This is a genomic window from Thermomonospora cellulosilytica, from assembly GCF_014138835.1.
Lineage (GTDB): Bacteria > Actinomycetota > Actinomycetes > Streptosporangiales > Streptosporangiaceae > Thermomonospora > Thermomonospora amylolytica.
The window spans coordinates 2900663-2924812 of record NZ_JACJII010000001.1 but is presented as its reverse complement, the minus strand read 5'-3'; the positions used below and the strand labels follow the sequence as shown (position 1 = coordinate 2924812).

Annotated in this window: 21 protein-coding genes; 10 read left to right on the top strand and 11 right to left on the bottom strand. The window is 73.3% G+C overall.

Going from position 1 to position 24150, the window contains the following annotated elements:
- Positions 1-16: 16 nt before the first annotated feature.
- On the top strand, positions 17-484 hold the full coding sequence (locus tag HNR21_RS34675) for an RICIN domain-containing protein (protein ID WP_220500152.1): 468 nt from the start codon (positions 17-19) through the stop codon (positions 482-484).
- A gap of 283 nt (positions 485-767) precedes the next feature.
- A complete protein-coding gene (locus HNR21_RS14095) occupies positions 768-1598 on the top strand; it encodes a nitroreductase/quinone reductase family protein (protein ID WP_182705579.1) in 831 nt (276 codons plus the stop codon).
- Positions 1599-1608: 10 nt separating this feature from the next.
- Here the strand turns inward: HNR21_RS14095 and HNR21_RS14090 are convergent, their stop codons facing one another.
- The 5 genes from HNR21_RS14090 to HNR21_RS14070 form a co-directional block, all read right to left on the bottom strand.
- Positions 1609-2037, bottom strand: a complete 429-nt coding sequence (locus tag HNR21_RS14090; protein ID WP_182705578.1) for a cupin domain-containing protein — start codon at positions 2035-2037, stop codon at positions 1609-1611.
- A gap of 115 nt (positions 2038-2152) precedes the next feature.
- Entirely contained in the window at positions 2153-2692 is a 540-nt protein-coding gene (locus tag HNR21_RS14085) for a cysteine hydrolase family protein (protein ID WP_182705577.1), read from the bottom strand.
- Between the two features lie 85 nt (positions 2693-2777).
- Positions 2778-4127 carry an alpha/beta hydrolase family protein gene (locus HNR21_RS14080; RefSeq protein ID WP_220500151.1) on the bottom strand — a complete coding sequence of 450 codons (1350 nt, stop codon included), beginning with the start codon at positions 4125-4127 and terminating at the stop codon, positions 2778-2780.
- Between the two features lie 5 nt (positions 4128-4132).
- Positions 4133-5626, bottom strand: coding sequence for a long-chain-fatty-acid--CoA ligase (locus HNR21_RS14075; protein ID WP_182705575.1), 1494 nt, complete (start codon positions 5624-5626; stop codon positions 4133-4135).
- A 33-nt stretch (positions 5627-5659) separates the two neighbouring features.
- Positions 5660-7021 (bottom strand): PucR family transcriptional regulator, encoded by a 1362-nt coding sequence (locus HNR21_RS14070; RefSeq protein ID WP_119727495.1) that lies wholly within the window; start codon positions 7019-7021, stop codon positions 5660-5662.
- Between the two features lie 249 nt (positions 7022-7270).
- Between HNR21_RS14070 and HNR21_RS14065 the strand changes: the two genes are divergently transcribed.
- From HNR21_RS14065 to HNR21_RS14045, 5 genes are read left to right on the top strand one after another with little or no spacing between them, the layout of a single operon-like run.
- Entirely contained in the window at positions 7271-8029 is a 759-nt protein-coding gene (locus HNR21_RS14065; RefSeq protein ID WP_182705574.1) for an ABC transporter ATP-binding protein, read from the top strand.
- The gene (locus HNR21_RS14060) at positions 8026-8757 is read left to right on the top strand and encodes an ABC transporter ATP-binding protein (RefSeq protein WP_182705573.1); all 732 of its coding nucleotides are present in this window, start codon (positions 8026-8028) and stop codon (positions 8755-8757) included. The genes HNR21_RS14065 and HNR21_RS14060 overlap by 4 nt, the downstream gene beginning before the upstream one ends.
- Positions 8758-8759: 2 nt before the next feature.
- Positions 8760-9641 carry a branched-chain amino acid ABC transporter permease gene (locus HNR21_RS14055; RefSeq protein ID WP_182705572.1) on the top strand — a complete coding sequence of 294 codons (882 nt, stop codon included), beginning with the start codon at positions 8760-8762 and terminating at the stop codon, positions 9639-9641.
- Positions 9638-10672: a branched-chain amino acid ABC transporter permease gene (locus HNR21_RS14050; protein WP_182705571.1), complete on the top strand. Its 1035-nt coding sequence runs from the start codon at positions 9638-9640 to the stop codon at positions 10670-10672. Before HNR21_RS14055 ends, HNR21_RS14050 begins: the two co-directional genes overlap by 4 nt.
- A 3-nt stretch (positions 10673-10675) precedes the next feature.
- Entirely contained in the window at positions 10676-11947 is a 1272-nt protein-coding gene (locus HNR21_RS14045; RefSeq protein ID WP_182705570.1) for an ABC transporter substrate-binding protein, read from the top strand.
- Between the two features lie 63 nt (positions 11948-12010).
- Here the strand turns inward: HNR21_RS14045 and HNR21_RS14040 are convergent, their stop codons facing one another.
- The 4 genes from HNR21_RS14040 to HNR21_RS14025 all read right to left on the bottom strand — a co-directional run bounded on the left by HNR21_RS14040 (position 12011) and on the right by HNR21_RS14025 (position 15228).
- A complete protein-coding gene (locus HNR21_RS14040; protein ID WP_182705569.1) occupies positions 12011-12301 on the bottom strand; it encodes a DUF2218 domain-containing protein in 291 nt (96 codons plus the stop codon).
- Positions 12302-12362: 61 nt separating this feature from the next.
- Positions 12363-13895 carry a penicillin-binding transpeptidase domain-containing protein gene (locus HNR21_RS14035; protein ID WP_182705568.1) on the bottom strand — a complete coding sequence of 511 codons (1533 nt, stop codon included), beginning with the start codon at positions 13893-13895 and terminating at the stop codon, positions 12363-12365.
- A gap of 169 nt (positions 13896-14064) precedes the next feature.
- A complete protein-coding gene (locus HNR21_RS14030; protein ID WP_182705567.1) occupies positions 14065-14625 on the bottom strand; it encodes a dihydrofolate reductase family protein in 561 nt (186 codons plus the stop codon).
- A 21-nt stretch (positions 14626-14646) separates the two neighbouring features.
- Positions 14647-15228 carry an NADPH-dependent FMN reductase gene (locus HNR21_RS14025; protein WP_182705566.1) on the bottom strand — a complete coding sequence of 194 codons (582 nt, stop codon included), beginning with the start codon at positions 15226-15228 and terminating at the stop codon, positions 14647-14649.
- 106 nt (positions 15229-15334) lie between these two features.
- On the opposite strand from HNR21_RS14025, the gene HNR21_RS14020 reads away from it, so the two are divergent.
- Positions 15335-18523: an AfsR/SARP family transcriptional regulator gene (locus tag HNR21_RS14020; RefSeq protein ID WP_182705565.1), complete on the top strand. Its 3189-nt coding sequence runs from the start codon at positions 15335-15337 to the stop codon at positions 18521-18523.
- A 1-nt stretch (position 18524) separates the two neighbouring features.
- Here the strand turns inward: HNR21_RS14020 and HNR21_RS14015 are convergent, their stop codons facing one another.
- Together HNR21_RS14015 and HNR21_RS14010 are read right to left on the bottom strand one after the other, a co-directional pair.
- Positions 18525-19211, bottom strand: a complete 687-nt coding sequence (locus HNR21_RS14015; RefSeq protein WP_182705564.1) for a hypothetical protein — start codon at positions 19209-19211, stop codon at positions 18525-18527.
- Positions 19212-19221: 10 nt separating this feature from the next.
- Complete coding sequence (locus tag HNR21_RS14010; protein WP_119727484.1) at positions 19222-20061, bottom strand: MBL fold metallo-hydrolase; 840 nt, start codon at positions 20059-20061, stop codon at positions 19222-19224.
- Positions 20062-20298: 237 nt separating this feature from the next.
- Between HNR21_RS14010 and HNR21_RS14005 the strand changes: the two genes are divergently transcribed.
- Both HNR21_RS14005 and HNR21_RS14000 read left to right on the top strand, forming a co-directional pair.
- A complete protein-coding gene (locus HNR21_RS14005) occupies positions 20299-22008 on the top strand; it encodes a S8 family peptidase (RefSeq protein WP_182705563.1) in 1710 nt (569 codons plus the stop codon).
- A 171-nt stretch (positions 22009-22179) separates the two neighbouring features.
- Positions 22180-23991 (top strand): bifunctional metallophosphatase/5'-nucleotidase, encoded by a 1812-nt coding sequence (locus HNR21_RS14000; RefSeq protein ID WP_182705562.1) that lies wholly within the window; start codon positions 22180-22182, stop codon positions 23989-23991.
- The last annotated feature ends 159 nt before the right edge of the window (positions 23992-24150 follow it).

Genomic DNA, 24150 nt, shown 5'->3' with positions numbered 1-24150 from the left:
GCCCGTCCGGCTCGGCGTGACGCTGGACGGCCCGTCCGGCGAGACGGCCGCCACCCCCGCGGCCTACCGGCTCGTCAACCGCAACAGCGGCAAGTGCCTGGGCGTGGCGGGCGGCTCGTCCGCGGACGGCGCGAACGTCGCCCAGTACGCGTGCGGCGACTCCGCCGCCCTGCGCTGGCGGATCGAGGATCTCGGCGACGACACCGGCCGGCTGGTGAACGCGGCCTCCGGTAAGGCGCTGGACGTCGCCGACTGCGGCACCGCGGACGGCACCGACATCCGGCAGTGGTCGTGGCTGAACAACCCCTGCCAGCGGTTCCGCATGGTCGTCTCCGATTCCGGCGGCTGGGTGCGGCTGGTCAACGCCGCCAGCGGAAAGGTCGCCGACGTGGCCGACTGCGGCACCGCGGACGGCGTCGACGTGCGGCTGTGGACCTGGCTGAACAACGCCTGCCAGCAGTGGCGCCTCGAACCGGCGGCTTGACGGATCGAAACGAGCACGCCTTTAATGGGCGGCGTGTCGTGCCGCGCCCGACCGGATGAACGGCGGTGTGCGGGCGGCACCCGACACAAGGGGATGGTCGCCATGACGATGGAACGCGCCTGATCTGAATTCGCGCCCCGCGCGTCGTCCCCTTTTCCCGAGAACCCGTGTTCTCCCCGCCGTCTTCGCCGTGTCCTCACACGTGCCCGGGATCGGCGCGCGGTCGCCTGCCAGTCCTTTTCTCCCGTTCTCCCGCCGTCTATTTCGGAGTGTACGACCGCGCATGCCCGCAGACTTCAACCAGCAGATCATCGAGGAATTCCGCGCCGGCAACGGCCGGGTGGGCGGCCTCTTCGAGGGGGCCAGGCTCATCCTGCTCACCACCACCGGGGCCAGGAGCGGACGGCCCCACACCGTTCCCCTGGGCTACCTGATCGACGGGGAACGCCGCGTCGTCATCGCCTCCGCCGGGGGCTCCCCCAAGCACCCGGCCTGGTACCACAACCTGCTCGCCCATCCCCGGGTCACCGTCGAGGACGGGGCGTTCACCTACGAGGCGGACGCCGTGGTCCTGGAGGGCGAGGAACGCGACCGCGTCTTCGCCCGCGCCGTCGAGGCCGACCCCGGCTGGGCCGAGTACGAGGCCGAGTCGGGCCGGACGCTGCCCGTCGTGGCGCTGGAGTTCGTGACCGGCGGGCCGAACGCCCACGCGCTGGGCGAGGGGCTGAAGGCCGTGCACGACGCGTTCCGCCGCGAGCTGGCGATCCTCCGCAGGGAGGTCGCCGAGGCGGGGCCGCGGCTCGGCGCCCAGCTCCGCGTCAACTGCCTGGCGTTCTGCCAGGGGCTGCACCACCACCACACGATCGAGGACGCGCAGACGTTCCCGTTCCTCGGCGAGCGGCATCCCGAGCTGGCCGCGACGCTGGCGCGGCTGCGCGCCGAGCACGTGACGGTCCAGCGGCTCCTGGAGCGGTTGCAGGAGCTGGTCTCGGCCGGCGATGCCGACCCGCGGGCGCTGCTGCCGCAGGTGGAACGGCTGTCGGCCGAGCTGGAGGCGCACCTGGACTACGAGGAGGAGCAGCTCGTGCAGGTCCTGAACGGCGTGCGGCCCTAGCCGTCCGCCGTCACCGGAAGCCGCAGCCGGGGTTGGGGACGTCCTGGGCCAGCGGCCTGCCGACCGGGTTGACGTACAGGGCCTCCAGCACCACCGGGGTCGTGCCGAGGTTCCGGCCGATGTGGACGTGGTCGGGGCCGCTCGGCTCGACGACGACGTCCCCGCGGGGATGCACCATCGTGGTCGTGCAGTCGGCCAGCGTGCGGGTCAGGGTCCCGGCCCTGACCACCGCGTACAGCCGTCCGTCGTGGTAGTGCCAGCCGGTGCTGCCGCCCGGCGCGATGGTGATCTCCCGGAGCACGTACTCCACGTCGCCCACGGTCCGCTGGGCGATCGTGCGGGCCTGGACTCCGTGGGAGGGGGTGGCGGCGGCGGTCTCCGGCATCAGGGTGAGCGCTGTGCACACGGTCAGCCCCACGGCCAGCAGACGAGCGGGCATCGGCGACGCCTCCTTTCCCGCTTTCCCGGCAGGGGTCGTCGCCGCCATGCTCCCCCGGCTCCGCACGCGCGGGAACGAGGATCGGGGAAGGCGGCCGGATACGGTCAGCCGGAAGTCAGCCGAAACAGGTGGCGGCGGTGACGATGTCGGCGCGCATGTTGCGCTCCATCATCCGCAGCGCCGCCTCCCCCAGCCCGGGGTCGATGTGCGCGACCGTGTCGCGCGGCACCCTGATCCGCAGGTGGCGGACGTAGGCGTCCAGTGCGCTGTAGAGGATGCACTGCTCGGTGACCTGCCCGGACAGCACGACCTCTTCGACGCCCTCGCGCAGCAGCAGGTATTCCAGCGCGGTGCCGTAGAACGCGCTGTGCCGCACCTTGGCCAGGAACGCGCAGTCGTCGGCGGGCACGATCGGCTCCACCAGGTCCGGCCGCCGCCCCCGCAGCGCCTTGTCGATCATCTGGTCCCGGGTGGCCGAAAAGTCCCCGTAGTTGTCGTTGACGTACAGCAGCAGCACGTCGTCGCGGTCCCGGGCGCGTTCGACCAGGCTGCGCAGCGGGGCGACGATCTTCTCGACGCTGCCCGCCAAGACGTCGGCGTCCTCGTGGTCGTACGGGTTCAGCATGTCGATCACGATCAGGGCGCTGGTGCTCACCTCCCGGCACTGCCCCGCTCAGGGCCGTTCATGCGGAAAGCGGCGTGCGCCCGATCGGGCGCACGCCGCTTCGAGGTGCGGGGTGTCAGCAGGCCGGGAAGAGCGGCCGGGTGCCGGTGGAGTGGGCGGCCGGGTCGGTGAAGCGGCAGCCGTAGTCCGGGTCGGCGACGGTCCGGCGGCGCATCACGTCGTCGCCGGCCGGGCGGACCCCGTCGCGCTCCCAGCGGACCAGGTCGTTCCAGGCGGTGATGACCTCGTTCGGGCTGAACTCGCAGTGCCCCACCGAACGGATGGCGCGCTGCACCAGCAGCCCGTCACGGTGGTGGCGGGCGGCGTCGGCCTTGTAATCCTGCTCCATGGAGAACGGGACGAACAGGTCGCCGAGGTTGTGCAGGGACACCACCGGGGCGGACAGCCTGCCGCGGATCGCGGGGATCTGGGTCAGCCGGCCGGTGTGGCGGGAGGCCGGGTCACGGGGCTTGACCCGCTGGACGGTCCGGTTCACGTTCACCGGGGCGCTCGGCCAGTAGAAGGTCTTCGCGTTGGTCGAGATCCTGGCCGGGTCCTGGGCGAGCGTGCCGCCGGGCACCGAGCCGGACAGCCCGAACAGGTAGTCCTTCCAGTACGCGAACGCCGCGTCGTCGCCCGGCCGGTCCCCGCCGGTCCGGTTGATCACGATGGCGCGGAACTGCCTGCCCAGCTCGTTGGCGGGGTCGGGGGCGGTGGGCGTGAGGCCGGTCAGGCCGAGCTTCTGCTGGATCCGCGGGACGACCGTGCCCGCGTAGTCCGGCGGCAGCGGGTAGGAGCCCAGGTCCGCCAGGTCCTGGGCGACCACCTGGTAGTCCAGGAAGAAGTCGAACAGCTCGTGGTCGCCGAGCACCCCGCACATCGGCAGGGCCCCGTCGTAGAAGCCGGGGTACTCCTCGATCGACCGGGCGGTGACGTGCCCGCCCATCGACACTCCGGCGATGAAGGTCTTGTGCGGCCTGCCGACCGTCCTGGCGAAGTGCGACGCCAGGTCGCGGGTGCTGAGGACCCCGGCCCGCACGTCGTAGTCGTTGCCGTAGTACGACGAGGCCGCCCAGGCGTACCCCTGGTTCAGCAGGTGCTGGCGCAGCCCGAAGCCGGGCGGGTCGACGGTCAGCACGCGGGTGGCCCCGCGGAACCCGTGCGCCCACATGACGAGCTGCCCGTTCCAGTTCGGCGGCACCTCGATCTTGTAGGCGGCGTGCTCGTGCACGCCCTGCAGCACGCGGCTCGGCTGCCCGTTCACGATGGCCGGTGCCATCGGCGGGTTGCTGACGGTGTAGCCGGGCAGTGGCTGGTCGCCCGGCACCGGGTCGGCGGGCGGCGGCGGCTCGGCCGTCGCGGGGGTGGCCGTCAGCGCGACGGCGCTCAATCCGGCGGCCAGCACGGTCGTGAATCGACGACGCAAGACCGTCACCTCCTGGGGGCGGGCAGGTCGGCGGGAAGCCCGATGGCGCGTTTGAGGATCTTCCCGGTGGGACTGGTGGGCAGCTTGTCGGTGCACCTGATCAGGCGCGGGTACTTGTAGGCGGCGACCCGTTCCCGCACGAAGTCGCGCAGCTCGTCCGGGTCGACCGGATCGCGCAGCGCGACGACCGCGGCGATCTCCTCGCCGAGCTCGGGATGCGGGACGCCGACGACGGCGGCCTGGCGGACCGCGGGATGCTCGTACAGGACCTCCTCGATCTCCCGGGGGTACACGGTCCGGCCGCCCCGGATGATCACGTCGCGGCGCCGGTCGACCAGGTAGAAGTAGCCGTCCTCGTCGACCCGGCCGAGATCGCCGGTGTGGAACCAGCCGTCGCGCAGCGCCGTGGCGGTGGCGTCCGGGTCGTTCCAGTAGCCCTTCATCACGTTCGGGCCGCGGATCACGATCTCGCCGATCCGGCCGGGCGGCAGTTCCGCCCCGTCCTCGCCGACCACCTTCATCTCCACCCCGGCGATCGGGCGGCCGATCGAGCCGGGGCGGCCGCCGGGGCCGGACCGGTTGGTGGCGGCGACCGGGGAGGTCTCGCTGAGCCCGTAGCCCTCGATGATCGTGCAGCCGAACCGGGTCTCGTAGGCGCGCGCCACCGCCGGGGGCAGCGCCGAGCCGCCGCTCACGCACAGCCGCAGCAGCGACAGGTCGGAGACGCCGGGCTGGTCCAGCAGCGCGATGTACATGGTCGGCACGCCCGGCAGGACGGTGACGCCCTCCCGCCGGATGATCTCCAGTGCCCGGGCGGGGTCGAACCGCGGCATCAGCGCCAGCCGGCCCCCCGCGTGGACGGTGGCGTTCAGCGCGCAGGTCTGCCCGAACGCGTGGTACAGCGGAAGCGCTCCCAGCACCACGTCGTCCACTCCCAGCCCGTACATGCGCGCGACGGTGGCGGAGTTGCCGAGCAGGTTGCCGTGGGTCAGCTCGACGCCCCGGGCGCGGCCGGTGGTCCCGGCGGTGTAGAGGATGACGGCCGTGTCGTCCGGCGCGGTGGGCGCGATGTCGTGCTCGGGCGGCACCCCGCGCAGCAGCCGGCGGAACTCCTCGGGCACCACGAACAGGCAGTCGGTGCCGGTGACGGACGCCGCGGCCTCGACGGTCTCGGCGTAGGCGTGCCAGGCGATCAGCAGCCGGGCCCGGCAGCCGCCCACGTAGGCGGCGATCTCGCGGCGCTTCAGCAGCGGGTCCAGGGGCACCACGACCGCGCCGGCCCGCAGCACCCCGTAGTAGACGACCGCGAACTCCGGCACGTTCGGCAGCATGACCGCCACCCGGTCGCCGGGCCGCACCCCGCGCCGCCGCAGGAACGCGCCGGTCCGGGCGCTGAGCACCTCCAGCCCGCGGTAGGTGAGCCTCGCCTCGTCAAGCGCCAGAACCGTCCTTGTGCCGATGCGCTCGGCGGCGGTGCGCACCCGGTCCGCGAGGTTCATGACCCAGACCGTACGTCGGCGCTCCGGGCCTCCTCATTGGTCGCGGAGACCAGTCTTTTCCGCGGCGGGTTTGTGCCCCGCGGGCAACGAGTCGTACAGGGCGATGGCGACCAGGAGTTCCACCAGGTCGGTGATGTGCCGCAGGTTCCGGCCGGTGCGCTCCTGGATGCGGCGCAGCCGGTACTGGGCGGTGTTGTGGTGGATCTGCAGCCGCTCGGCGGCGGCCCGCAGGTTGAGGTCGGCGGCGGCGAACGCCCGGATGGTGGCGGTCAGCACCCCGCCGCGGGCCCGGTCCTCGGCCAGCAGCGCGGTGATCCGCGGGTCCACCAGGTGGCGGGCGGTGTCGTCGGCCCGCATCGCCAGGTACTGGAACGGGGTGATCCGCGGCAGCGCCGCCACTCCCCCGTCCTCGGGCAGGAACTCCAGCACCGCGCGGGCCTCCCGGTAGGCCTGCGGGATCTGCTCGATGCCGTGCACCACCGTGCTGATGCCCAGGGCCAGCACGATGCCCTCGCCGAGCAGGCCCTCGCGGACCTCGGCCAGCCGGTCGCACAGCCGCCCGGCCGCCGCCGCCCCGTCGCCGGGGCCGAGCGCGGCGATCGCCACGATCTCCGAGTGCCGCACCACCGACAGGGTGCGCCGGCCGTTCACCCCGGTCCGGGCGAGGGCGGCGCAGGCGGCGTGCCGGGCGTCGGCGCCCTGGTCGGGGCCGGCCGCCACGGCCTGGTCGCCGGTCGCCTGCTTGGGGCCGACCAGCACCGCGGTCACCACCACCAGCGGCTCGTCCGATCCGGGGGTCAGGCCGTGCGCGTGCGCGGCGGCCAGTTGCGGGCCGCGCGTGGGCGCCTCCCCGGCCAGCAGCGTCTCCAGCAGGTCGCGGCTTTCGCGCACCGCCTCGGCGGCGGCGTACTGCTGGAACTCCACGTACGCGTTGGCGGCGTGGGTGCTGGCGAAGTCGCAGTACCGCATCAGCGGCGCGGCCAGCGTCAGCGCGGCCTCGTGCCCGGCCGACGACCGGCCGGCGCACTCCACCACCGCCTCCCAGAACACCTGCTGCCCGACCCGGAACGCGTTGATGTAGTCGGCCAGCGCCAGCCCGGCGCGGGCCCGCCGCATCGCGGCCCGGCGGGTGTAGGCGATGTCGTCCAGGGTGACCGTGCGGTCCTCCAGCAGCACCGCCAGCTTGGTGCGGTAGTGCCGCAGCACCTGGTCGCGGGCGTCGGCCAGGATCTCGGGCGGCATCGCCGCGTACGCGGGGATCTCGGCGCGCATGGTGATGATCGCCCGCTCGGCCAGATCCTCGACGCGATCCAGGAGCCGGGCGAGGATGCGCGCGCGTTCAGCGCGGACCGTGTCCGCACCGGTGAGCGTTTCCGTGCTGAAACCACCGGCCATGTGCGGATGATCCATGTCCGGTCCAGGCACGTCAACGGTCCGTAACACGTCCGAGACATATCCCGGGCGGCTACCGCCAGTAACAGGGGCGGGGCTGTGTTCAGCGGACAAGGCGGGCATCACATCTTGGGTTCCTGCGCCCAATGCGACCGCTGACCGGCGGATTTTACGCTGACGCCCTGCTGGCGGGCCGCCCGGCGGTGCCAGATCACACACCCCGTTCCGCTCCCACCCCGCCCAGGAGGCCGGATGCTGGAGGTTCATGATCTTACCGTTCGGTTCGGTGGCATCACCGCGCTGGACGGCGTCGGCTTCACGGTGGCGCAAGGCGAGATGGTCGGGCTGATCGGCCCGAACGGCGCCGGCAAGACCACCCTGTTCAACTGCCTGACCCGGCGGTACGACGCGGACGCCGGGTCGGTGGCCTACGAGGGGCGGAACCTGCTGGCGGCGCCGCCGCACGCGATCACCCGGCTCGGCATCGCCCGCACCTTCCAGAACCTGGGCCTGTTCAGCCGGATGTCGGTGCGCGACAACGTGCTGGTCGGCGCGCACACCCACGGCAGGGCCGGGTTCTGGTCGGCGGCGCTGTGGCTGCCGGTGCTGCGCGGCGAGGAGGCCGGGCTGCGCCGCGCGGCCGACGAGGTGCTGGAACGCCTCGGCCTGACCGCGGTGGCCGACCATCCGGCCGCCGGGCTGCCGTTCGGCACCCTCAAGCGGGTCGAACTGGCCCGCGCGCTGGCCGCCCGCCCCCGGCTGCTGCTGCTGGACGAGCCGGTGAACGGGCTCAACCAGGCCGAGGTGGCGGAGTTCGCGGCGACGCTGCGGGCGATCCGCGCGGACCTGGACCTGACCGTGATCGTCGTCGAGCACCACATGGGGTTCGTGATGGGCACCTGCGACCGGGTGGTGTGCCTGGACTTCGGCCGCAAGATCGCCGAGGGACCGCCCGAGGAGGTCCAGCGCGACCCCGCCGTCATCGAGGCCTACCTGGGGACGCCCGCATGAAGGACAAGGACGAGGAGTTCCTGGTCGTTCGGGACCTGTACGCCGGTTACGGCGACGCGAAGGTGCTGCACGGCGTGAGCCTGACCGTGGCGCGCGGGGAGGTGTGCGCCATCCTCGGGCCGAACGGGGCCGGCAAGACCACCCTGCTGCGGGCGCTGTGCGGGATGGTCAAGGGCCGCGGCGTCATCCGGCTCGACGGCGCCGACCTGGTCGGGCGGTCGCCCGACACGGTGGCGCGGCTGGGCGTCGCGCACGTTCCCGAGGGGCGCGGCACGTTCATGCCGCTGACCGTCGAGGAGAACCTGCGGCTCGGCGCGTTCACCCGCCGGGACCGCAAGGCGGTCGAGGAGGACCTGGAACGGGTCTACGGCTACTTCCCCGTGCTGAAGCAGCGGCTCAAGCAGGCGGCGGGCAGCCTGTCCGGCGGCGAGCAGCAGATGGTGGCGCTCGGCCGGGCGCTGATGCTGCGGCCCCGGGTGCTGCTGCTGGACGAGCCGTCCCTGGGGCTGGCGCCGCTGGTCACCCGGGAGCTGTTCGGCATCGTGCAGGCCATCAACGAACAGGAGCGGACCACCGTGGTCGTCGTCGAACAGAACGCCCATCTCGCGCTGGGCATCGCGCGGCACGCGCACGTCCTGGAGACCGGCCGGATCGTGCTGTCGGGCACCGCCGCCGACATCCGGGCCGACGAGCAGGTCGCCCAGTCCTACCTCGGCTACCGGGTGTGATCATGGCCGACTTCATCCAGCAGATCGTGGTGGGCCTGGGCTCCGGCGCCATCTACGCCAGCCTGGCCCTGGCCCTGGTGCTGATCTACCAGTTCACCGGGATCGTCAACTTCGCGCAGGGCGAGCTGGCCATGTTCTCGGCCTACATCGCCTGGACGTTCCTGGACGCGGGACTGCCGTTCTGGGTCGCGCTGCCGGTCACCCTGGTCATCTCGTTCGTCGGCGGGATGCTCATCGAGCGGATCGTGATCCGCCCGGTGGAGGGGGCGCCGGAGCTGACCATCGTGATCGTCACGGTGGGGCTGTTCATCTTCGTCAACGCCGCCGCCGGATGGATCTGGTCGTTCCTGATCAAGGACTTCCCCAACCCGTTCCCCGACGGGGCGCTGCGCGCCGGCGGGGTCAGCGTCGGCTACTCCACGCTGGGCGTGCTGGCCGTGGTCGGCGTGGTGATGGGCCTGCTGTACCTGCTGTTCCGGCACACCAAGATCGGCCTGGGGATGCGCGCGGTGGCGACCAACCCCGAGTCGGCGCGGCTGGTGGGCATCCGGGTCGGCTGGACGCTGGCGCTGGGCTGGGGGCTGGCCGCCACGGTCGGCGCGGTCTCCGGGGTCCTGGTCGCCCCGCTGCTGTTCCTGGAGCCCAACATGATGGGCGGCGTCCTGATCTACGCGTTCGCCGCCGCCACCCTCGGCGGCATGGACAGCCCGCTCGGCGCGGTGATCGGCGGCCTGGTCGTCGGCGTCGCCGAGACCCTGGCCGGGGCGTACGTGGACGCCATCGGGTCGGACCTGAAGGTCGGGGTCCCGCTGGTGATCATCCTGGCGGTGCTGCTGCTGCGGCCCCAGGGCCTGTTCGGCAAGGCGGCGGTGGAGCGGGCATGAGCGAGGTGACCAAGACCCAGGAGGCGCCCGAGGCGCCGGTGGGCAAGAGCGGGCCGGGACGGTCGTGGCTGCGGTTCCTGTCGCCCGACCGGGGCCACTGGCTGTGGATCGTGCTGGTGATCGCGCTGATCCTGCCGTTCCAGCTGGTGCCGTTCCGGGTGTTCCAGCTGACCATGGTGCTGGTCTACGCGGTGGCGCTGCTCGGGCTGAACCTGCTGGTCGGGCACGGCGGGCAGATCTCGCTGGGGCACGGGGCGTTCTTCGCGGTCGGCGCGTACACGGCGGCGATCATGATGGACCGCTGGGACACCCCCTACCTGCTGACGCTGCCGGTGGCGGCGGCGGTGGCGTTCGTGCTCGGGCTGGGCCTCGGGGTGCCGGCGGCCCGGCTGCACGGGCTGTACCTGGCGCTGGTGACACTGGCGATCGCGATCTTCCTGGTGCCGCTGCTCAAGCGGTTCGAGGACTTCACCGGCGGCTCGATGGGGCTGACGCTGGCCAAGCCGCAGCCCCCGGCGTGGAGCGGGCTGGCCGAGGACCAGTGGCTGTACTTCCTGGCGCTGGCGGTCGCGGTGGCGGCGTTCGTGCTGGTCGCCGGGCTGCTGCGGTCAAGGGTCGGGCGGGCGCTGCACGCGCTGCGCGACAACGAGATCGCCGCCGAGGTGATGGGCGTGCGGCTGGCGTTCTACAAGACGCTGGCGTTCGCCTGGAGCGCGCTGCTGGCCGGGGCGGCCGGCTGCGTCTACACCTGGGTGATCGGCTTCGTCTCCCCGGACTCCTTCACCGTCAACCTCTCCATCACGCTGCTGGCCGGGATCGTGGTCGGCGGGCTCGGCTCGCAGGCCGGACCGGTCCTCGGGGGGCTGTTCGTGATGTTCGTTCCCTCGTTCGCACAGGACGTCAACAAAGGCGCACCCGGCGTCATCTTCGGCCTGCTGATCATCGTGGTGATGTACGTGGCTCCGACGGGGCTGGCCGGGCTGGCGGGACGGGCGGCGCGCTCGTTCAACAGAACCCTCCGGAAGGAGTAGCAGATGGGTGTTTCGGCGATCCGGTGGACGGCGGTGACCGCGGCCGTGCTGCTGGCGGCGACCGCCTGCGGCCGCGGGGACGAGGCGTCGAACGGCGCCCTGCCCGCCGAGTGCAAGGGCCAGCAGACGACGGGCATCACCGACAAGAGCATCAAGCTCGGCGGGATCTACCCGCTGTCGGGCCCGGCGTCGGCGTACGGCGACATCCCCAAGGGCATCAAGGCGTACTTCGACTACGTCAACGCCGAGCAGAACGGCATCGGCGGGCGCAAGGTCGAGTTCGTCGTCCGCGACGACGGCTACCAGCCGCCCAAGGCGGTCGAGGAGGCCCGCCGGCTGGTGGAGCAGGAGCAGGTGTTCGCGCTGTTCCAGACGCTCGGCACCCCGTCCACGGCGGCGACCTGGGACTACACCAACCAGCGCAAGGTGCCGCAGGTGTTCGTGGCCACCGGCGCCTCGCTGTGGGGCACCGACAAGAAGCACCCGTGGACCATCGGCTGGCAGCCCAACTACATCTCCGAGGCCCGCGTCTACGCCCAGTTCCTCAAGACCGAGAAGCCCAACGCCAAGGTCGCGGTGCTGTACCAGAACGACGACTTCGGCAAGGACCTGCTGGGCGGCTTCAAGAAGGCCATCGCCGGCTCGCAGGTCCAGGTGGTCGACGAGGAGAGCTACGAGGTCTCCGACCCGACCATCGACCCGCAGATGCGCAACCTGGCCGGGTCGAAGGCCGACGTGTTCCTCAACATCACCACGCCCAAGTTCGGCTCGCAGGCGCTGGCGGCGGACGCCAAGAACACCGACTGGAACCCGCTGCACATCATCAACAACGTGGCCGCGTCGGTCACGGTGCTCAAGCCGGTGGGCTTCAAGAACGTCCAGGGCGTGGTGTCGGCGACCTACTACAAGGACCCGAACGACCCGCAGTGGGCCAACGACTCGGAGATGAAGCTCTACCGGGAGAAGATGGCCAAGTACGCGCCGGGCGCCGACCCCAACATCCCCTACCACGCGTTCGGCTGGGCGTCGGCCAGCAGCTTCCACAAGGCGATGCAGGCGGCCAAGTGCCCGACCCGTGAGGGCCTGCGCGACTCGGTCCGCAACCTCAACAACGTCGAGGTCCCGATGCTGCTGCCCGGAATCACGCTGCAGACCGGCCCCGACGACGGCTTCCCCATCGAGTCCATGCAGATGATGCGGTTCAAGGGCGAGCGGTGGGAGCTGTTCGGCGAGGTGATCGACACCCGGAAGGTGTTCGGCCCGGTCGCCGAGTGATCCCGTGACCCCCCGGACCCGGCCCGGCGTGCAATCCCCCCCGCGCGCCGGGCCGGCCCCTGTTCAGGACCGGGTCCAGCGCACGGTCATCTCGTCGCGGGTGCCGAAGCGCTCCAGGTGGCGGCCGACCACGTCCTCCACGCGGGCCAGGGACTCGGCGTCGGGCGCGGCGGCGGTCAGCACCAGCACGCCGTCCTCGCCGTTCAGCTCGCACGTCCCGGCGCCCTCGGGGAACGTGATCGTGCCGTGGTCGCCCTCGGCGCTGGTGGCGAGCCGGCGGCCGAGGTGGTCGCAGAGCTGCTTGATGTAGCGGGCGGGCCGGTCGGTGGGCACGCGGGCGATGGACTCGATCATGTTCGGATTCCCCTCTCGGAGTGCGGCCGGTGCGCACCATCACCACCGTACGTCCCGGCCGTCAGCCCTTGAGGAAGCGGGCGGCCAGGGGTGCGGCGGCGTCGGCGCCGGAGCCGCCGCCCGCGACGAGGACGGCGAAGGCCAGGTCGTCCCGATAGCCGATGAACCAGGCGTGGGCGGCGTCGCCCGTGCCGATCTCGGCGGTGCCGGTCTTGCCCGCCGTTCCGGAGGGCAGGCCGGCGCGGTCGGCGGTGCCGTCGGTGACGACGGCGCGCATCATGTCGCGGAGCGCGGAGGCGTTCGGGATGCGGCGGGAGGGCTGGGGGCGCTCGCCGCTCTCGCGGATCCGGTCCGCGTCGACCAGGCGGGGCGGGCGCCAGGTCCCGTCGGCGACCGCCGCCGCGACCAGGGCCATCGTCAGGGGGCTGGCCTGGACGCGGCCCTGGCCGATGGCGGCCTCGGCCAGTTCCGCGCCGCTGCCGGGGTCGGGGAACGAGGCCCGGGTGGCGGGGACGCCCGGGGTGATGGGGCCGTCGAAGCCGAACATGCGGGCGGCCGAGGCCAGCGCCTCCGCTCCCGCCCGTTCGACCGCCAGCGTCGCGAACGTCGTGTTGCAGGAGTGGGCGAACGCGTTCCGCAGCGAGGTGCCGCCGAGGGCGAGGTCGTCGGAGTTGCGGATGGTGCGCTGCGCGGTGACCGCCGAGGCGGGGCAGGACACCGGCGAGCCGGAGGACATGCCGTCCGACAGCAGGGCGGCGGCGGTGACCACCTTGAAGGTGGAGCCCGGCGGGTAGGCGCCCATGAACGCGTTGCGCCCGCCCAGCCCGTCCGCCACCGCCAGGACCTCGCCGGTGGACGGCCGGATCGCCACGATCGCGGCGCCCCTGCCGGAGATCGCCTTCTCGGCCGCGGCCTGGATCCGGGGGTCCAGGGTGGTCTCGACGCGTTCGGCCTCTCCGGTGCCCAGCAGCGCCAGCCGCCGGGGACGGGGGGCGCCTTGGTCGGTGAACTCGACGGCCCAGCCGCGGCTGTCGTCGTCCTGGCCGAAGCGGTCCGCCAGGGCGGTGATGTAGGACCCCAGCGGCCCGCCGGCGGCCAGTTCCCCGCCGTCGCGGTCGAGGAACGTGGCGGGTGCGAACCCGGTGTCGGTGAGCTTCCACCGGCCGGGGCCGCGCAGGTCGGGGTGCAGGGTCGCCGGGGACCACAGCACCTTCCACTCCCGGTCCACCAGGGCGATGCGCACGGTCGACCGGAACCTCCAGGTGACGCGCCCGCCGAGGTTGCGGGTGACCTCGTACTCCTGGTGCGCGGCGGTCTCCCCGTCCCGGACCAGCGGGCCGGGCTTGAGCCTGATCGAGTAGACGTGCAGTCCCGCGGTGAGCGCCCGGTGCTGGGCGAGGAAGTCGCCGGGAGGGTCGGCGACCATCCGCCGCATCGTCTCCAGCCGGCCCGCGCGCCAGGCGGAGAAGTACTCGGCGGAGACCTCCTCGGGGCTTCCCTGCACCCGTCTGGACAGGGTGAACGCGGCCAGTGCGCTCGCCGCGAGCACGACCGCGATCACCGCGCCCAGCCACACCAGCCCGCGAGCCCGCATCCCCGTTCCCTCCGCCGCTCCAGGATCTTGATCCTCCCGGAGAACCGGCCGGAACGGGTGACCGCATCCGGACACCGGGCGCGGCCAACGGTCGGCCCCCGGCTGCCGAGGGGTGGCGGCCGACGACCGTGTCCGGGCACCGGCCGGTGCCCGGACACGGTCCGCGCGGTCACTCCTTGGGCGCGGGCGTGTAGGTCGCGATGATCACGCCGGTCTTGAGGATCCTGGTGTCGGCCAGCTCGAACGAGGCCTTGAAGCCCTCGGCCAGCAGCAGGCCCTCCGGCTCGTTCTCGCCGGCCAGGACCGGGTGGATCCACAGCCGCAGCTCGTCCAGCAGGCCGTGCTCGATCATCAGCCGGGTGACCGGGCCGAAGCCGTACTGCAGGATGTCCTGGCCGGGCTGCTCCTTGAGCCGGGCGATCTCCTCGGGGACGTTCTCGGAGATCACGGTGGTGTTCTTCCACTCGGGGTTCTTGAGGGTGGTGGAGACCGCGTACTTGGGCATGGTGTTCATCCGCACGCCGAAGTCGCCGGTGGCCTCCTCCATCTGCGGCCAGGCCTCCGCGAAGCCCTCGTAGGTCCGGCGCCCCATGATCAGCGCGTCGCAGGAGAACAGCTGCTCGTTGGCGAATCCGGCGGCCTCCTCCTGGAAGTACGGGCCGGTCCAGATCTGCGGGTTGGAGATGACGCCGTCCAGGGAGACGTAGGTGGAGTTGATGATCTTGCGCATGGGATTCCTCCGTCGGGTCGGTCAGACGATGTAGGGGTGCTCGTGCCGGGCCTCCCGGAGGGCGTGCGCCCACCAGGTGAGCCGGGCCAGGGTGGTGCGGGCGGCGGTGTTGCAGTCGGCGCCGGGCTTGGGCCAGGACCCGTCCGGGGCGAACTGCTCCCAGTAGCACGGCAGGCTGATCCCGTCCCGGATCGTCACCGCGTGCAGTTCGGCGAACACCTGCCTGAGCTGGGCGGCGGCGGTCAGGCCGCCGGACTCCCGCCCGTAGGTGATCAGGGCGACCGGCTTGGCCCGCCATTCCTCGTCGTACCAGTCGATCGCGGTCTTCAGCGGCGCCGGGTAGCCGCCGTTGTACTCGGGGCAGACCACCGCGAACGCGTCGGCGGCGGCCAGCCGGGGCGCCAGCGCCCGCACCGGGGCGGGCCGCTCGTCCTCGTGGTCGGGCAGCGTCTGCGGCAGCCCGGCCTCGGCCAGGTCGATCACGTCGACGTCCAGTCCGCCGTACCGGCGGGCGCGGGCGGCGAACCAGCCGGCCACGGTGGGCCCGAACCGGCCGTCGCGCGTGCTGCCGATGATCACGGCGAGCCGCAGCCGATCGGTCATCTCCCGCCTCCCTTCGTGGTCCTGCCCGTCGAGTCCCACGGTGCCGGAGGGCGTTTACGGTTTGTTTACGGTCGATTTCCGGTCCCGGCCGGTTATCGTGCGGGCCATGCGATTCGGCGTGCTGGGCCCGCTGGCGGTGTGGACCGACGAGGGCGCCGCCGTGCCCGTTCCGGGCCTGAAGGTCCGCGCGCTGCTGGCCGACCTGCTGGTGCACGAGGGCCGGCCGGTGCCCGCCGACCGGCTGATCGACGACCTGTGGGGCGGGCACCCGCCCGGCAACCCGCCCGCCGCGCTGTCGGCCAAGGTCTCCCAGCTCCGCCGGGTGCTGGAGGACGCCGAGCCGGGGGCGCGGGCGCTGGTGGCGTCCCGCCCGGCCGGATACCTGCTGGAGGCCGACCCGCAGCGGGTGGACGCGCTGCGGTTCCGGGCGCTGCTCGAGCGGGCCCGCGGCCAGGCCGAACCCGCCGGGAAGGCGGCGGTGCTGGCCGAGGCGCTGGCGCTGTGGCGGGGCCCGGCGTTCGCCGACTTCGCCGACGAGCCGTTCACCCAGGCCGCCGCCGCCCGGCTGGAGGAGCTGCGGCTGGTGGCGCTGGAGGACCACGCCGAGGTGCGGCTGGCGCTGGGCGAGCACGCGGTGCTGGCCGGTGAGCTGGGCGACCTGGCGGCGGCGCATCCGCTGCGGGAACGGCTGCGCGCCCTGCACATGCGGGCGCTGTACGGGGCGGGCCGGCAGAGCGAGGCGCTGGAGGAGTTCGAGCGGCTGCGCGCCGCCCTGGCCGACGAGCTGGGCCTGGACCCGGGCCCGGAGCTGGTGGCGCTGCAGCGGGCGATCCTCAACCAGGACCCCGCCCTGGACGCGCCGGCCGCGCCGGCGCCCGTGTCCGCCGTCCGTGCCCCCACCAACCTGCACCCGCCCGCGACCCCGCTGATCGGCCGGGACGAGGCGGTCGCGGAGCTGACCGCGCGGCTGGGCGCCGAACGGCTGGTGACGCTGACCGGGCCGGGCGGGGTCGGCAAGACCCGGCTGGCGGTCGAGACGGCGCACCGGATGTCGGAGGCGTTCCGGGACGGCGTGTGGCTGGTGGAGCTGGCCGGGTACGACCGGCCGACCGCCGCCGAGCTGGCCGACGTGGTGGCGCGGGTGCTGGAGATCCGCGACGCGCCCGGCGCGAGCCTGGTCGAGGCGCTGGCGGCGCGGCGGCTGCTGCTGGTGCTGGACAACTGCGAGCACGTGGTCGAGCAGGCCGCCGAGCTGGCCGGCGGCCTGCTGCGCGCCGCGCCGGGCCTGACGGTGCTGGCCACCAGCCGGGAGCCGCTGGACCTGCCGGGCGAGGTGGTGTGGAACGTGCCTCCGCTGGAGGTTCCCGGCCGCGACGCCGAGCCGGACCCGGACGCGCTGGCCGCCGCCGGGGCGGTGCGGCTGTTCGTGGCGCGGGCGTCGGCGGCGGCCCGCGACTTCCGCCTCGACGAGGGCAACGCGGCGGCCGTGGCGGTGCTGTGCCGCAGGCTGGACGGCATCCCGCTGGCGCTGGAGCTGGCCGCGACGCGGGTGCGGGCGCTGGGCGTGCACGGGCTGGTGTCCCGGCTGGACGACCGGTTCCGGCTGCTGGCGACCGGGCAGCGGGGGACGCCGCTGCGGCAGCGGACCCTGCAGGCGATGATCGGCTGGAGCTGGGACCTGCTGACCGGGCCGGAACGGGCGGTGCTGCGGCGGCTGGCGGTGCACGCGGACGGCTGCACGCTGGAGGCGGCCGAGGCGGTGTGCGCCGGGGCGGACGTTCCGGCGGACGACGTGCTGGACCTGCTGGTGCGGCTGGTGGACCGTTCGCTGGTGGTGATGACCGACGACGCCGGGCCGCGCTACCGGCTGCTGGAGTCGGTGGCCGCCTACTGCGTCGACCGGCTGGACGAGGCCGGTGAGCACGCCGAGGTCCGGCTGCGTCACCGCCGCCACTACGTCGGGCTGGCCGAGCGCGCCGAGCCGGAGCTGTACGGGCCGGAGCAGGCCCGGTGGCTGGGGGTGCTGGACACCGAGGCGGCCAACCTGCGCGCCGCGTTCGACGACGCGATCGCCCACCGGGACGCGGACGGGGCGTTGCGGCTGGCCAACGCGCTGACCTGGTACTGGTTCCTGCGCGGGCGGCTGGGCGAGGCGCGGCGCGCCCTGGCCGCGGCGCTGGGCCTGGCGGGCGGCCCGGCCGCGCCGCGGGCCAGGGCGGCGGCGTGGCTGGTGGGGTTCGAGGCGCTGCAGGGCGACCTGGCCGGCTGGGTCGGCCGCCGTGACGAGGCGCTGCGACGGCTGGAGAAGGCCGGCGACCCGGCGGCGCTGGCCCGCGCCCGGTGGTTCATGGCGTTCACCGGCGGGGAGGGCGCCGACCTGGCCACCGGCCAGGAGCTGCTGGACAGCGCCGAGGAGGGCTTCCGGGCGTGCGGGGACCGGTGGGGCGAGGCCGCCGTGCTGGTCCAGCGCGCCCTGTACGTGCACTCCCGCGGCGACCTGGCCGCGTTGCGGCGCTGCACCGAACGGGCGGCGCGGCTGTTCGACGAGATCGGCGACCGGTGGGGGCGGCTGCAGGCGGCGACGTGGCTGGGCGCGCACGCCGAGCTGAGCGGCGACCTCGACCGGGCCGAGCGGCTGCAGGCCGACGCCCTGCGGCAGGCCGAGGAGCTGCGGCTGTGGCCGGACGTGGCGATGCTGCTGGGCTGGATGGGCTGGGTCGCGATGCTGCGCGGCGACCACCGGGCCGCGCGGGCGCGCTGCGAGCGCCTGCTGCGGCTGGCCGCCGAGCAGGGCTACCGTTCCGCCCGTGAGCTCGCCGAGGTCACGCTGGCCTGGACCGCGGCCCGCAGCGGCGAGCTGGAGGCCGCCGAGGACCTGCTGCACCCGCTGCTGGAGTCGGCGGACCGCGCCCCCGGCGACGCCCCGCCGATGCATCTGACGCTGGTGCTGGCCGGGCTCGGCCAGGTGGCGGAGCGGCGCGGCGACGCCGACCTGACCTGGAAGCACTACCACGAGGCCCTGACGATCGCGGCCCGCTACGACGCCCCCCGGGACACCGCGTTCTCCCTGCAGGGGATGGCCGGTGCGCGGATCCTGGCGGGCCGCCACGCCGAGGCCGCCCGGCTGCTGGGCACGGCGGCGGCGATCCGGCGGGCGCACGGGCTGGCCCCCGGCGCCTCCGAACGCGCCGACATCGACCGGCTCACCGACCTGGTCCGCGCGGCCCTGCCCGAGCCGGAGTTCGGCGCCGAGTACGAGCGCGGCGCCGTCCTGTCCCCCGCCGACTGGCTCTAGGTCACCGCCGCGCGGCCTCCCGCCGATCGGGGGCGGGCCGGTCACCGCCGCGGCGGGACCTGGCGTAGGACAGGCGGCGGAACCGCTGGAACGGGCCGGTCGGCCGCAGCCCCGGCAGGCAGTTGAGCTGCGGGTCGAACGCCTCGGTGTCGGATGAGCCGCCGGGCAGCGGGGTGTGGACCCGCAGCGTCCCCCACGGCTCCCACGACCCGGACAGTGCCGCCGTGACCAGGCTGAACGCCAGCGGCCCGGCGGAGATCGCCGCATCGAGCGCGTCGAGGTCGCAGGGGATACGGCGGCCGGGGGCGGGCAGCAGCCCCAGCACGCGGACGCGGCCGCCCACGTCGTACGGCAGCAGCGTGGTGTAGGGGACGGTGAACGACCGGCGCACCCGCAGCAGGTGCCGGGCCACCGGCCCGGTCCCGGTCGTGGCGAACAGCAGGTCCACCGGCCCCGCCGCCGCGTGCACCCGGAACGCGACGCCCAGGACGTCGGGCAGGCCGCCGGGCGTCGAGGTGGACTTGGAGATCCGCACCACGACGTCGTGGTCGCCCTTCTCGATCGGGGCGTTCACCGTGCCGGTCAGGTGCAGCGTCGCCCGGTAGTTCCGGCCCCGGGGGTGCAGGGCCCGGTCGTGCCGCAGCCGCGCGGCGACCTGGAACGGGATGCTGAGGATCCGCGCGATCACGCCGTCCTCCTCAGCGGGCGTGGGCGCCCAGGGGGACGCTCGCGCCGCGCGCGACCGGGATCAGCCGGTCGGCCAGGCCGCGCCGCCGCAGCTCGTCCTCGAGGTCCGACAGCGGGGACTTCATCACCGTGTAGTCGTCGTAGTGCACCGGCACGGCCCTGGGGACCCGCACCGTCTCCAGCCAGTCCGCGCCCTGGCGGCCGTCCATGGTGACGGTGAGCAGGTTCAGCAGCCGGGTGCCGCCGAGGTGGACGATGCCGAGGTCGATGCCGGGGAACCGGTCGCGGATCTCGGCCAGCCCGTCGTACATGATCGTGTCGCCGCTGATGCAGATCCGCAGGTCGGGTTCCCCGCCGCCGCCGCCGAACTCCAGCAGCGACCCCATCACCGGCGGCAGCAGCCGGTGCAGCGGGGCGGGGGCGTGCCGGCCGGGCAGCGCCGTGACCCGCACCCACCGGTCGTCCCGGGTGATGCGGTGCTCCCGCCAGGTCTCCAGCCCGACCGCCTCGGTGAAGCCCCGTCCGCGCAGGGTGCCGGCGGCGGCCGGGGTCGTCATGATCGGCAGGATCCGGTCCAGATGGCGTTCGGCCACGTCGTCCCAGTGGTCGCCGTGCAGATGGGACAGCACCACCCCGTCGAGTTCGGGCAGTTCGGCGACGTCCAGGGCGGGGTCGCGGAGCCGCCGGCTGGTCAGCCCGTACCCGAGATGGACGCGCCGGCCGAGCGGCACGAAGTTGGGATCGGTCAGCAGCGTGAAACCGCCGAAACGGATGATCACGGTGGCGTTGCCGACGAACGTCACCGCGTCCTGGGCGAGGGCCGGGCCGGAACCCCCCGGTTGTGCGGCCATGACGCGTCCTTTCCACGCGATCGTCCCGACGCGATCGGGGCGTGCGCATCGGCCCTACCCCGCGGCGAGCCCGGCATTCCGGTCGTGGAAGTGACTCTTCGGCAAAGCCGCCATCTCACTTCTTCACACAACAGGTCCCGTTTCGTGATGTGCACGAGGGTCGTCAACGAATGGGGGAATGAGTAGCGTCGCCAGGCGGGTCATAGCCGGGCCTTTTTCCCTTACCGGAGGTGTGAAGTGCGGCGAGCCGTCCTCGCAGTCACCGGCGTCGTCACAGCGACGGCGCTGGCGCTTCCCGCGTACGCGGAGCCGACCAGATCGCAGGCCACCGGGCAGGCGGCCGAATACGTGGTGCTCTACGAGGAGGGCGCCTCCCTGGAGAAGGCCCGTGCGGCCGTCAAGGCGGCCGGCGGCACGATCCTCCGGGAGAACACCTCGATCGGGGTGGCCACGGTCCGGACCACCAACACCCGGTTCGTCGCCGACGCCGGCCGGCAGGACGGGCTGGCGGGCGCGGCCGCCAACCGCACCATCGGCCAGGCGCCCAAGGCCGTCCGGAACGCCCGCAGGCAGGAGAACGTCGAGAAGGAGGGCCGCGGCACCACCGGGCAGCGCGGACCCGCGCGCGGCGACAGGGGCTCCGAGCCGCTGGCCGACCTGCAGTGGGACATGAAGCAGATCGGCGCCACCGACAAGGGCTCCTACAAGATCGAGCGGGGCGACAGGAGGGTGCTGGTCGGCGTCATCGACACCGGCATCGACGGCTCGCACCCCGACATCGCGCCCAACTTCGACCGGCGGCTGAGCCGCAACTTCACCACCGACATCCCGGTGGACGCCGACGGCAACGAGGTCGACGGGCCGTGCGAGTACACCGGCTGCGTGGACCCGGCCGACGTCGACCACAACGACCACGGCACGCACGTCGCGTCCACCATCGCCTCGCCGCTCAACGGCCTGGGCATGGCCGGGGTCGCGCCGAAGGTGTCGCTGGTCAACCTGCGCGCCGGGCAGGACTCGGGCTACTTCTTCCTGCAGGCCACCGTGGACGCGCTGACCTACGCCGGCAACCACGGCATCGACGTGGTCAACATGTCGTTCTACGTGGACCCGTGGCTGTTCAACTGCGAGGCCAACCCGGCCGACTCCCCGGCCGACCAGGCCGAGCAGCGGGTCATCATCCAGGCCGTGCAGCGGGCCCTGGACTACGCCCGCGGCAGGGGCGTGACGCTGGTGGCGGCGGCCGGCAACCAGGCGGCCGACTACACCAAGCCGTACACCGACACCTCCAGCCCGAACTTCGCCTCCGAGCCGGGCGAGACCCCGCGGACCCGCCAGATCCCGCCGAGCTGCGTGTCGATGCCGTCCGAGGGCCAGGGCGTCATCCCGGTGTCGGCGACCGGGCCGAGCAAGCGCAAGTCGTACTACTCCAGCTTCGGCAACGGCTACGTCGCGGTCGCCGCGCCCGGCGGCGACAAGTACGACACCGCCGACCGCAGGCTGGACGACAACGCCGGCATCTGGGCCGCCTACCCCGAGAGCCTGGCGCGGGCGCGCGGCGAGCTGAACCCCGACGGCACCCCGAACGTGCCGTACATCATCCGCAGCTGCAAGGGCGACACCTGCGGCTACTACCAGTCGATCCAGGGCACCTCGATGGCCTCGCCGCACGCGGCCGGGGTCGCCGCCCTGATCGTCAGCAAGTACGGCCGCAAGGACCGCGGCGGGCTCACGCTGAACCCGCGGATCACCGAGTCGATCCTGCGCTCGACCGCCACCGAGACCGCCTGCCCGCCCGGCGGCACGTACACCTACGAGCGGTTCGTGCGCCAGGCCGACGGCACCTACACCCGGGTCGTCACCACCCACACCTGTGAGGGCACCGAGAGCCGCAACGGCTTCTACGGCGACGGCATCGTCAACGCCCTGAGGGCCGTCAAGCGCTAGTCCTTCTCATCGCGTGCGGCCCCGTACCCGCCTTTCCGGCCGGGTGCGGGGCCGCATCGCGTGGAGCCGTTCGCCGAGCGGCGGGCGGATTTCCTGGCAAGTACTGATCAATCCCTCCGGCCCGCCGCTGCCTAGGATGCCCGGCAGCCGTTCACGTTCCAGGAGCCTTCGATGACATCCCACGTACGCTCGCGCCGCCTGCTCACGGTGGCCGCGGCCGCCGTCCTCGCCGTGGCGGGGCCGCTCGCGCCCGCCGCCTCCGCCGGTCCCGGACGCGGGGTCGACTTCCAGCTGACCGTCCTGCACAACAACGACGGGGAGTCCAAGCTGCTGGGCGCCCCGGGCCAGCCCGACTTCGGGGGCGTGGCGCGCTTCGCCACCCTGGTCGACAGGCTGCGCGCCGAGGGCGAGAAGGGCGGCCGGCGCGGCGCGATCATGGTGTCGTCCGGCGACAACTTCCTGGCCGGGCCGGAGTTCAACGCCAGCCTCCGCAAGGGCGTGCCGTTCTATGACGCGCTGGCGCTCAAGGCCGTCGGGTACGACGCGATGGCGATCGGCAACCACGAGTTCGACTTCGGCCCCGACACGCTGGCCGACTTCATCGAGAGCTTCGGCACGGACGGTCCCCCGTTCGTGTCGGCCAACCTCGACATGAGCGACGAGGAGCGGCTGGCCGCGCTGGTCGAGCGGGGCACCGTCGTCTCGTCGGCCACCCTCCGCCGGGGCGGCGAGCGGATCGGCGTCGTCGGGGCCACCACCCCCGCCCTGGCCTCCATCTCCAGCCCCCGCCGGGTCAAGGTGCTGCAGAACGTGGCCGGGCTGATCCAGGACGAGGTGGACGCGCTGTCGGCGCGCGGCGTCGACAAGGTCGTCCTGATCAGCCACCTGCAGGGCCTCACCGAGGACCGCGCGCTGGTCCCGATGCTGCGGAACGTCGACGTCGTCATCGCCGGCGGCGGCGACGAGCTGATGGCCTCCGACACCACCCCGCTCGTCCCCGGCGACACCATCACCAAGGACCCCGCCACCGGGCAGCCGTTGCGCTACCCCCTGTACGCCAGGGACGGCGCGGGGGTGGACGTGCCGGTGGTGACCACGGCGGGCGACTACAAGTACGTCGGCCGCCTGGTGGTGGACTTCGACCGGCGCGGCAAGGTCGTCGGCGTCGACCGCTCCAGCGGCCCGGTCCGGGTGTCGGGCGTCGCCCCCGACGCCGTGGCCCCCGACCCCGAGGTGCAGCGCACCGTCGTGGAGCCGGTGAAGCAGTTCGTGGACGGGATGGCCGCCAACGTCGTCGCCCAGTCCGCCGTCGCCCTCGACGGCCGCCGCGACCCCGGCGTCCGCACCAAGGAGACCAACCTCGGCAACCTGATGGCCGACTCGCTGCTGGCCTCCGGCCGCAGGAACGCCGCCTCCTACGGCGTCACCCCGCCCGACGTGGCCCTGCAGAACGGCGGCGGCATCCGCAACAACAACCTGATCCCCGCCGGGCGGATCACCGAGCTGGACACGTTCTCCATCGCCCCGTTCGGCAACTTCGTGTCCGTGGTCCCGAACGTGCCGCGCGCCCAGTTCAAGGAGATCCTGGAGAACGCCGTCTCCCGCGTCCCGGTCGCCGACGGCCGCTTCGCCCAGGTGGCCGGCTTCCGCTTCGAGTACGACCCGAGCGGCACCGCCCAGGTCGTCAACGACGCCGGCACCGTCCTGACCCCCGGCACCCGCGTCCGCACCGTCACCCTCGACGACGGCACCAAGATCGTGGAGAACGGCCAGGTCGTCCCCGGCCCCGCCCTGTCGGTCGCCACCAACGACTTCAGCGCCCGCGGCGGCGACCAGTGGCCGTTCCGCGGCCTGCCGTTCACCACGGTCGGCGTCACCTACCAGCAGGCCCTGCTGGCCTACATCACCGGCGACCTGAACGGCCAGATCACCGCCACCGCCTACCCGGAAACCGGTTCGGGCCGCATCACCACCGCTCCCTGATCTGAAAGTCCAACGCCCCGCCTCTCGAGGCGGGGCGTCTTTCATTTCCCTGTCCCGGCCCGCAGCAGCGGCCTGATGCAGCCCTCGACGTGCCTGCCGCGCCGGTCGCGGCTGTGACCAGCACCTCGCCCAGCACGGCGACGAACGCCTTCCGTTCAC

Coding starts and splice junctions, on each gene's coding strand:
- HNR21_RS14060 (WP_182705573.1), top strand. CDS start 8,026: ATGAAGGACAAGGACGAGGAGTTCCTGGTCGTTCGGGACCTGTACGCC.
- HNR21_RS14020 (WP_182705565.1), top strand. CDS start 15,335: ATGCGATTCGGCGTGCTGGGCCCGCTGGCGGTGTGGACCGACGAGGGC.
- HNR21_RS14075 (WP_182705575.1), bottom strand. CDS start 5,626: ATGAACCTCGCGGACCGGGTGCGCACCGCCGCCGAGCGCATCGGCACA.
- HNR21_RS14040 (WP_182705569.1), bottom strand. CDS start 12,301: ATGATCGAGTCCATCGCCCGCGTGCCCACCGACCGGCCCGCCCGCTAC.
- HNR21_RS14055 (WP_182705572.1), top strand. CDS start 8,760: ATGGCCGACTTCATCCAGCAGATCGTGGTGGGCCTGGGCTCCGGCGCC.
- HNR21_RS14090 (WP_182705578.1), bottom strand. CDS start 2,037: ATGCCCGCTCGTCTGCTGGCCGTGGGGCTGACCGTGTGCACAGCGCTC.
- HNR21_RS14095 (WP_182705579.1), top strand. CDS start 768: ATGCCCGCAGACTTCAACCAGCAGATCATCGAGGAATTCCGCGCCGGC.
- HNR21_RS14045 (WP_182705570.1), top strand. CDS start 10,676: ATGGGTGTTTCGGCGATCCGGTGGACGGCGGTGACCGCGGCCGTGCTG.
- HNR21_RS14000 (WP_182705562.1), top strand. CDS start 22,180: ATGACATCCCACGTACGCTCGCGCCGCCTGCTCACGGTGGCCGCGGCC.
- HNR21_RS14030 (WP_182705567.1), bottom strand. CDS start 14,625: ATGCGCAAGATCATCAACTCCACCTACGTCTCCCTGGACGGCGTCATC.
- HNR21_RS14050 (WP_182705571.1), top strand. CDS start 9,638: ATGAGCGAGGTGACCAAGACCCAGGAGGCGCCCGAGGCGCCGGTGGGC.
- HNR21_RS14010 (WP_119727484.1), bottom strand. CDS start 20,061: ATGGCCGCACAACCGGGGGGTTCCGGCCCGGCCCTCGCCCAGGACGCG.
- HNR21_RS14025 (WP_182705566.1), bottom strand. CDS start 15,228: ATGACCGATCGGCTGCGGCTCGCCGTGATCATCGGCAGCACGCGCGAC.
- HNR21_RS14070 (WP_119727495.1), bottom strand. CDS start 7,021: ATGGCCGGTGGTTTCAGCACGGAAACGCTCACCGGTGCGGACACGGTC.
- HNR21_RS14065 (WP_182705574.1), top strand. CDS start 7,271: ATGCTGGAGGTTCATGATCTTACCGTTCGGTTCGGTGGCATCACCGCG.
- HNR21_RS14035 (WP_182705568.1), bottom strand. CDS start 13,895: ATGCGGGCTCGCGGGCTGGTGTGGCTGGGCGCGGTGATCGCGGTCGTG.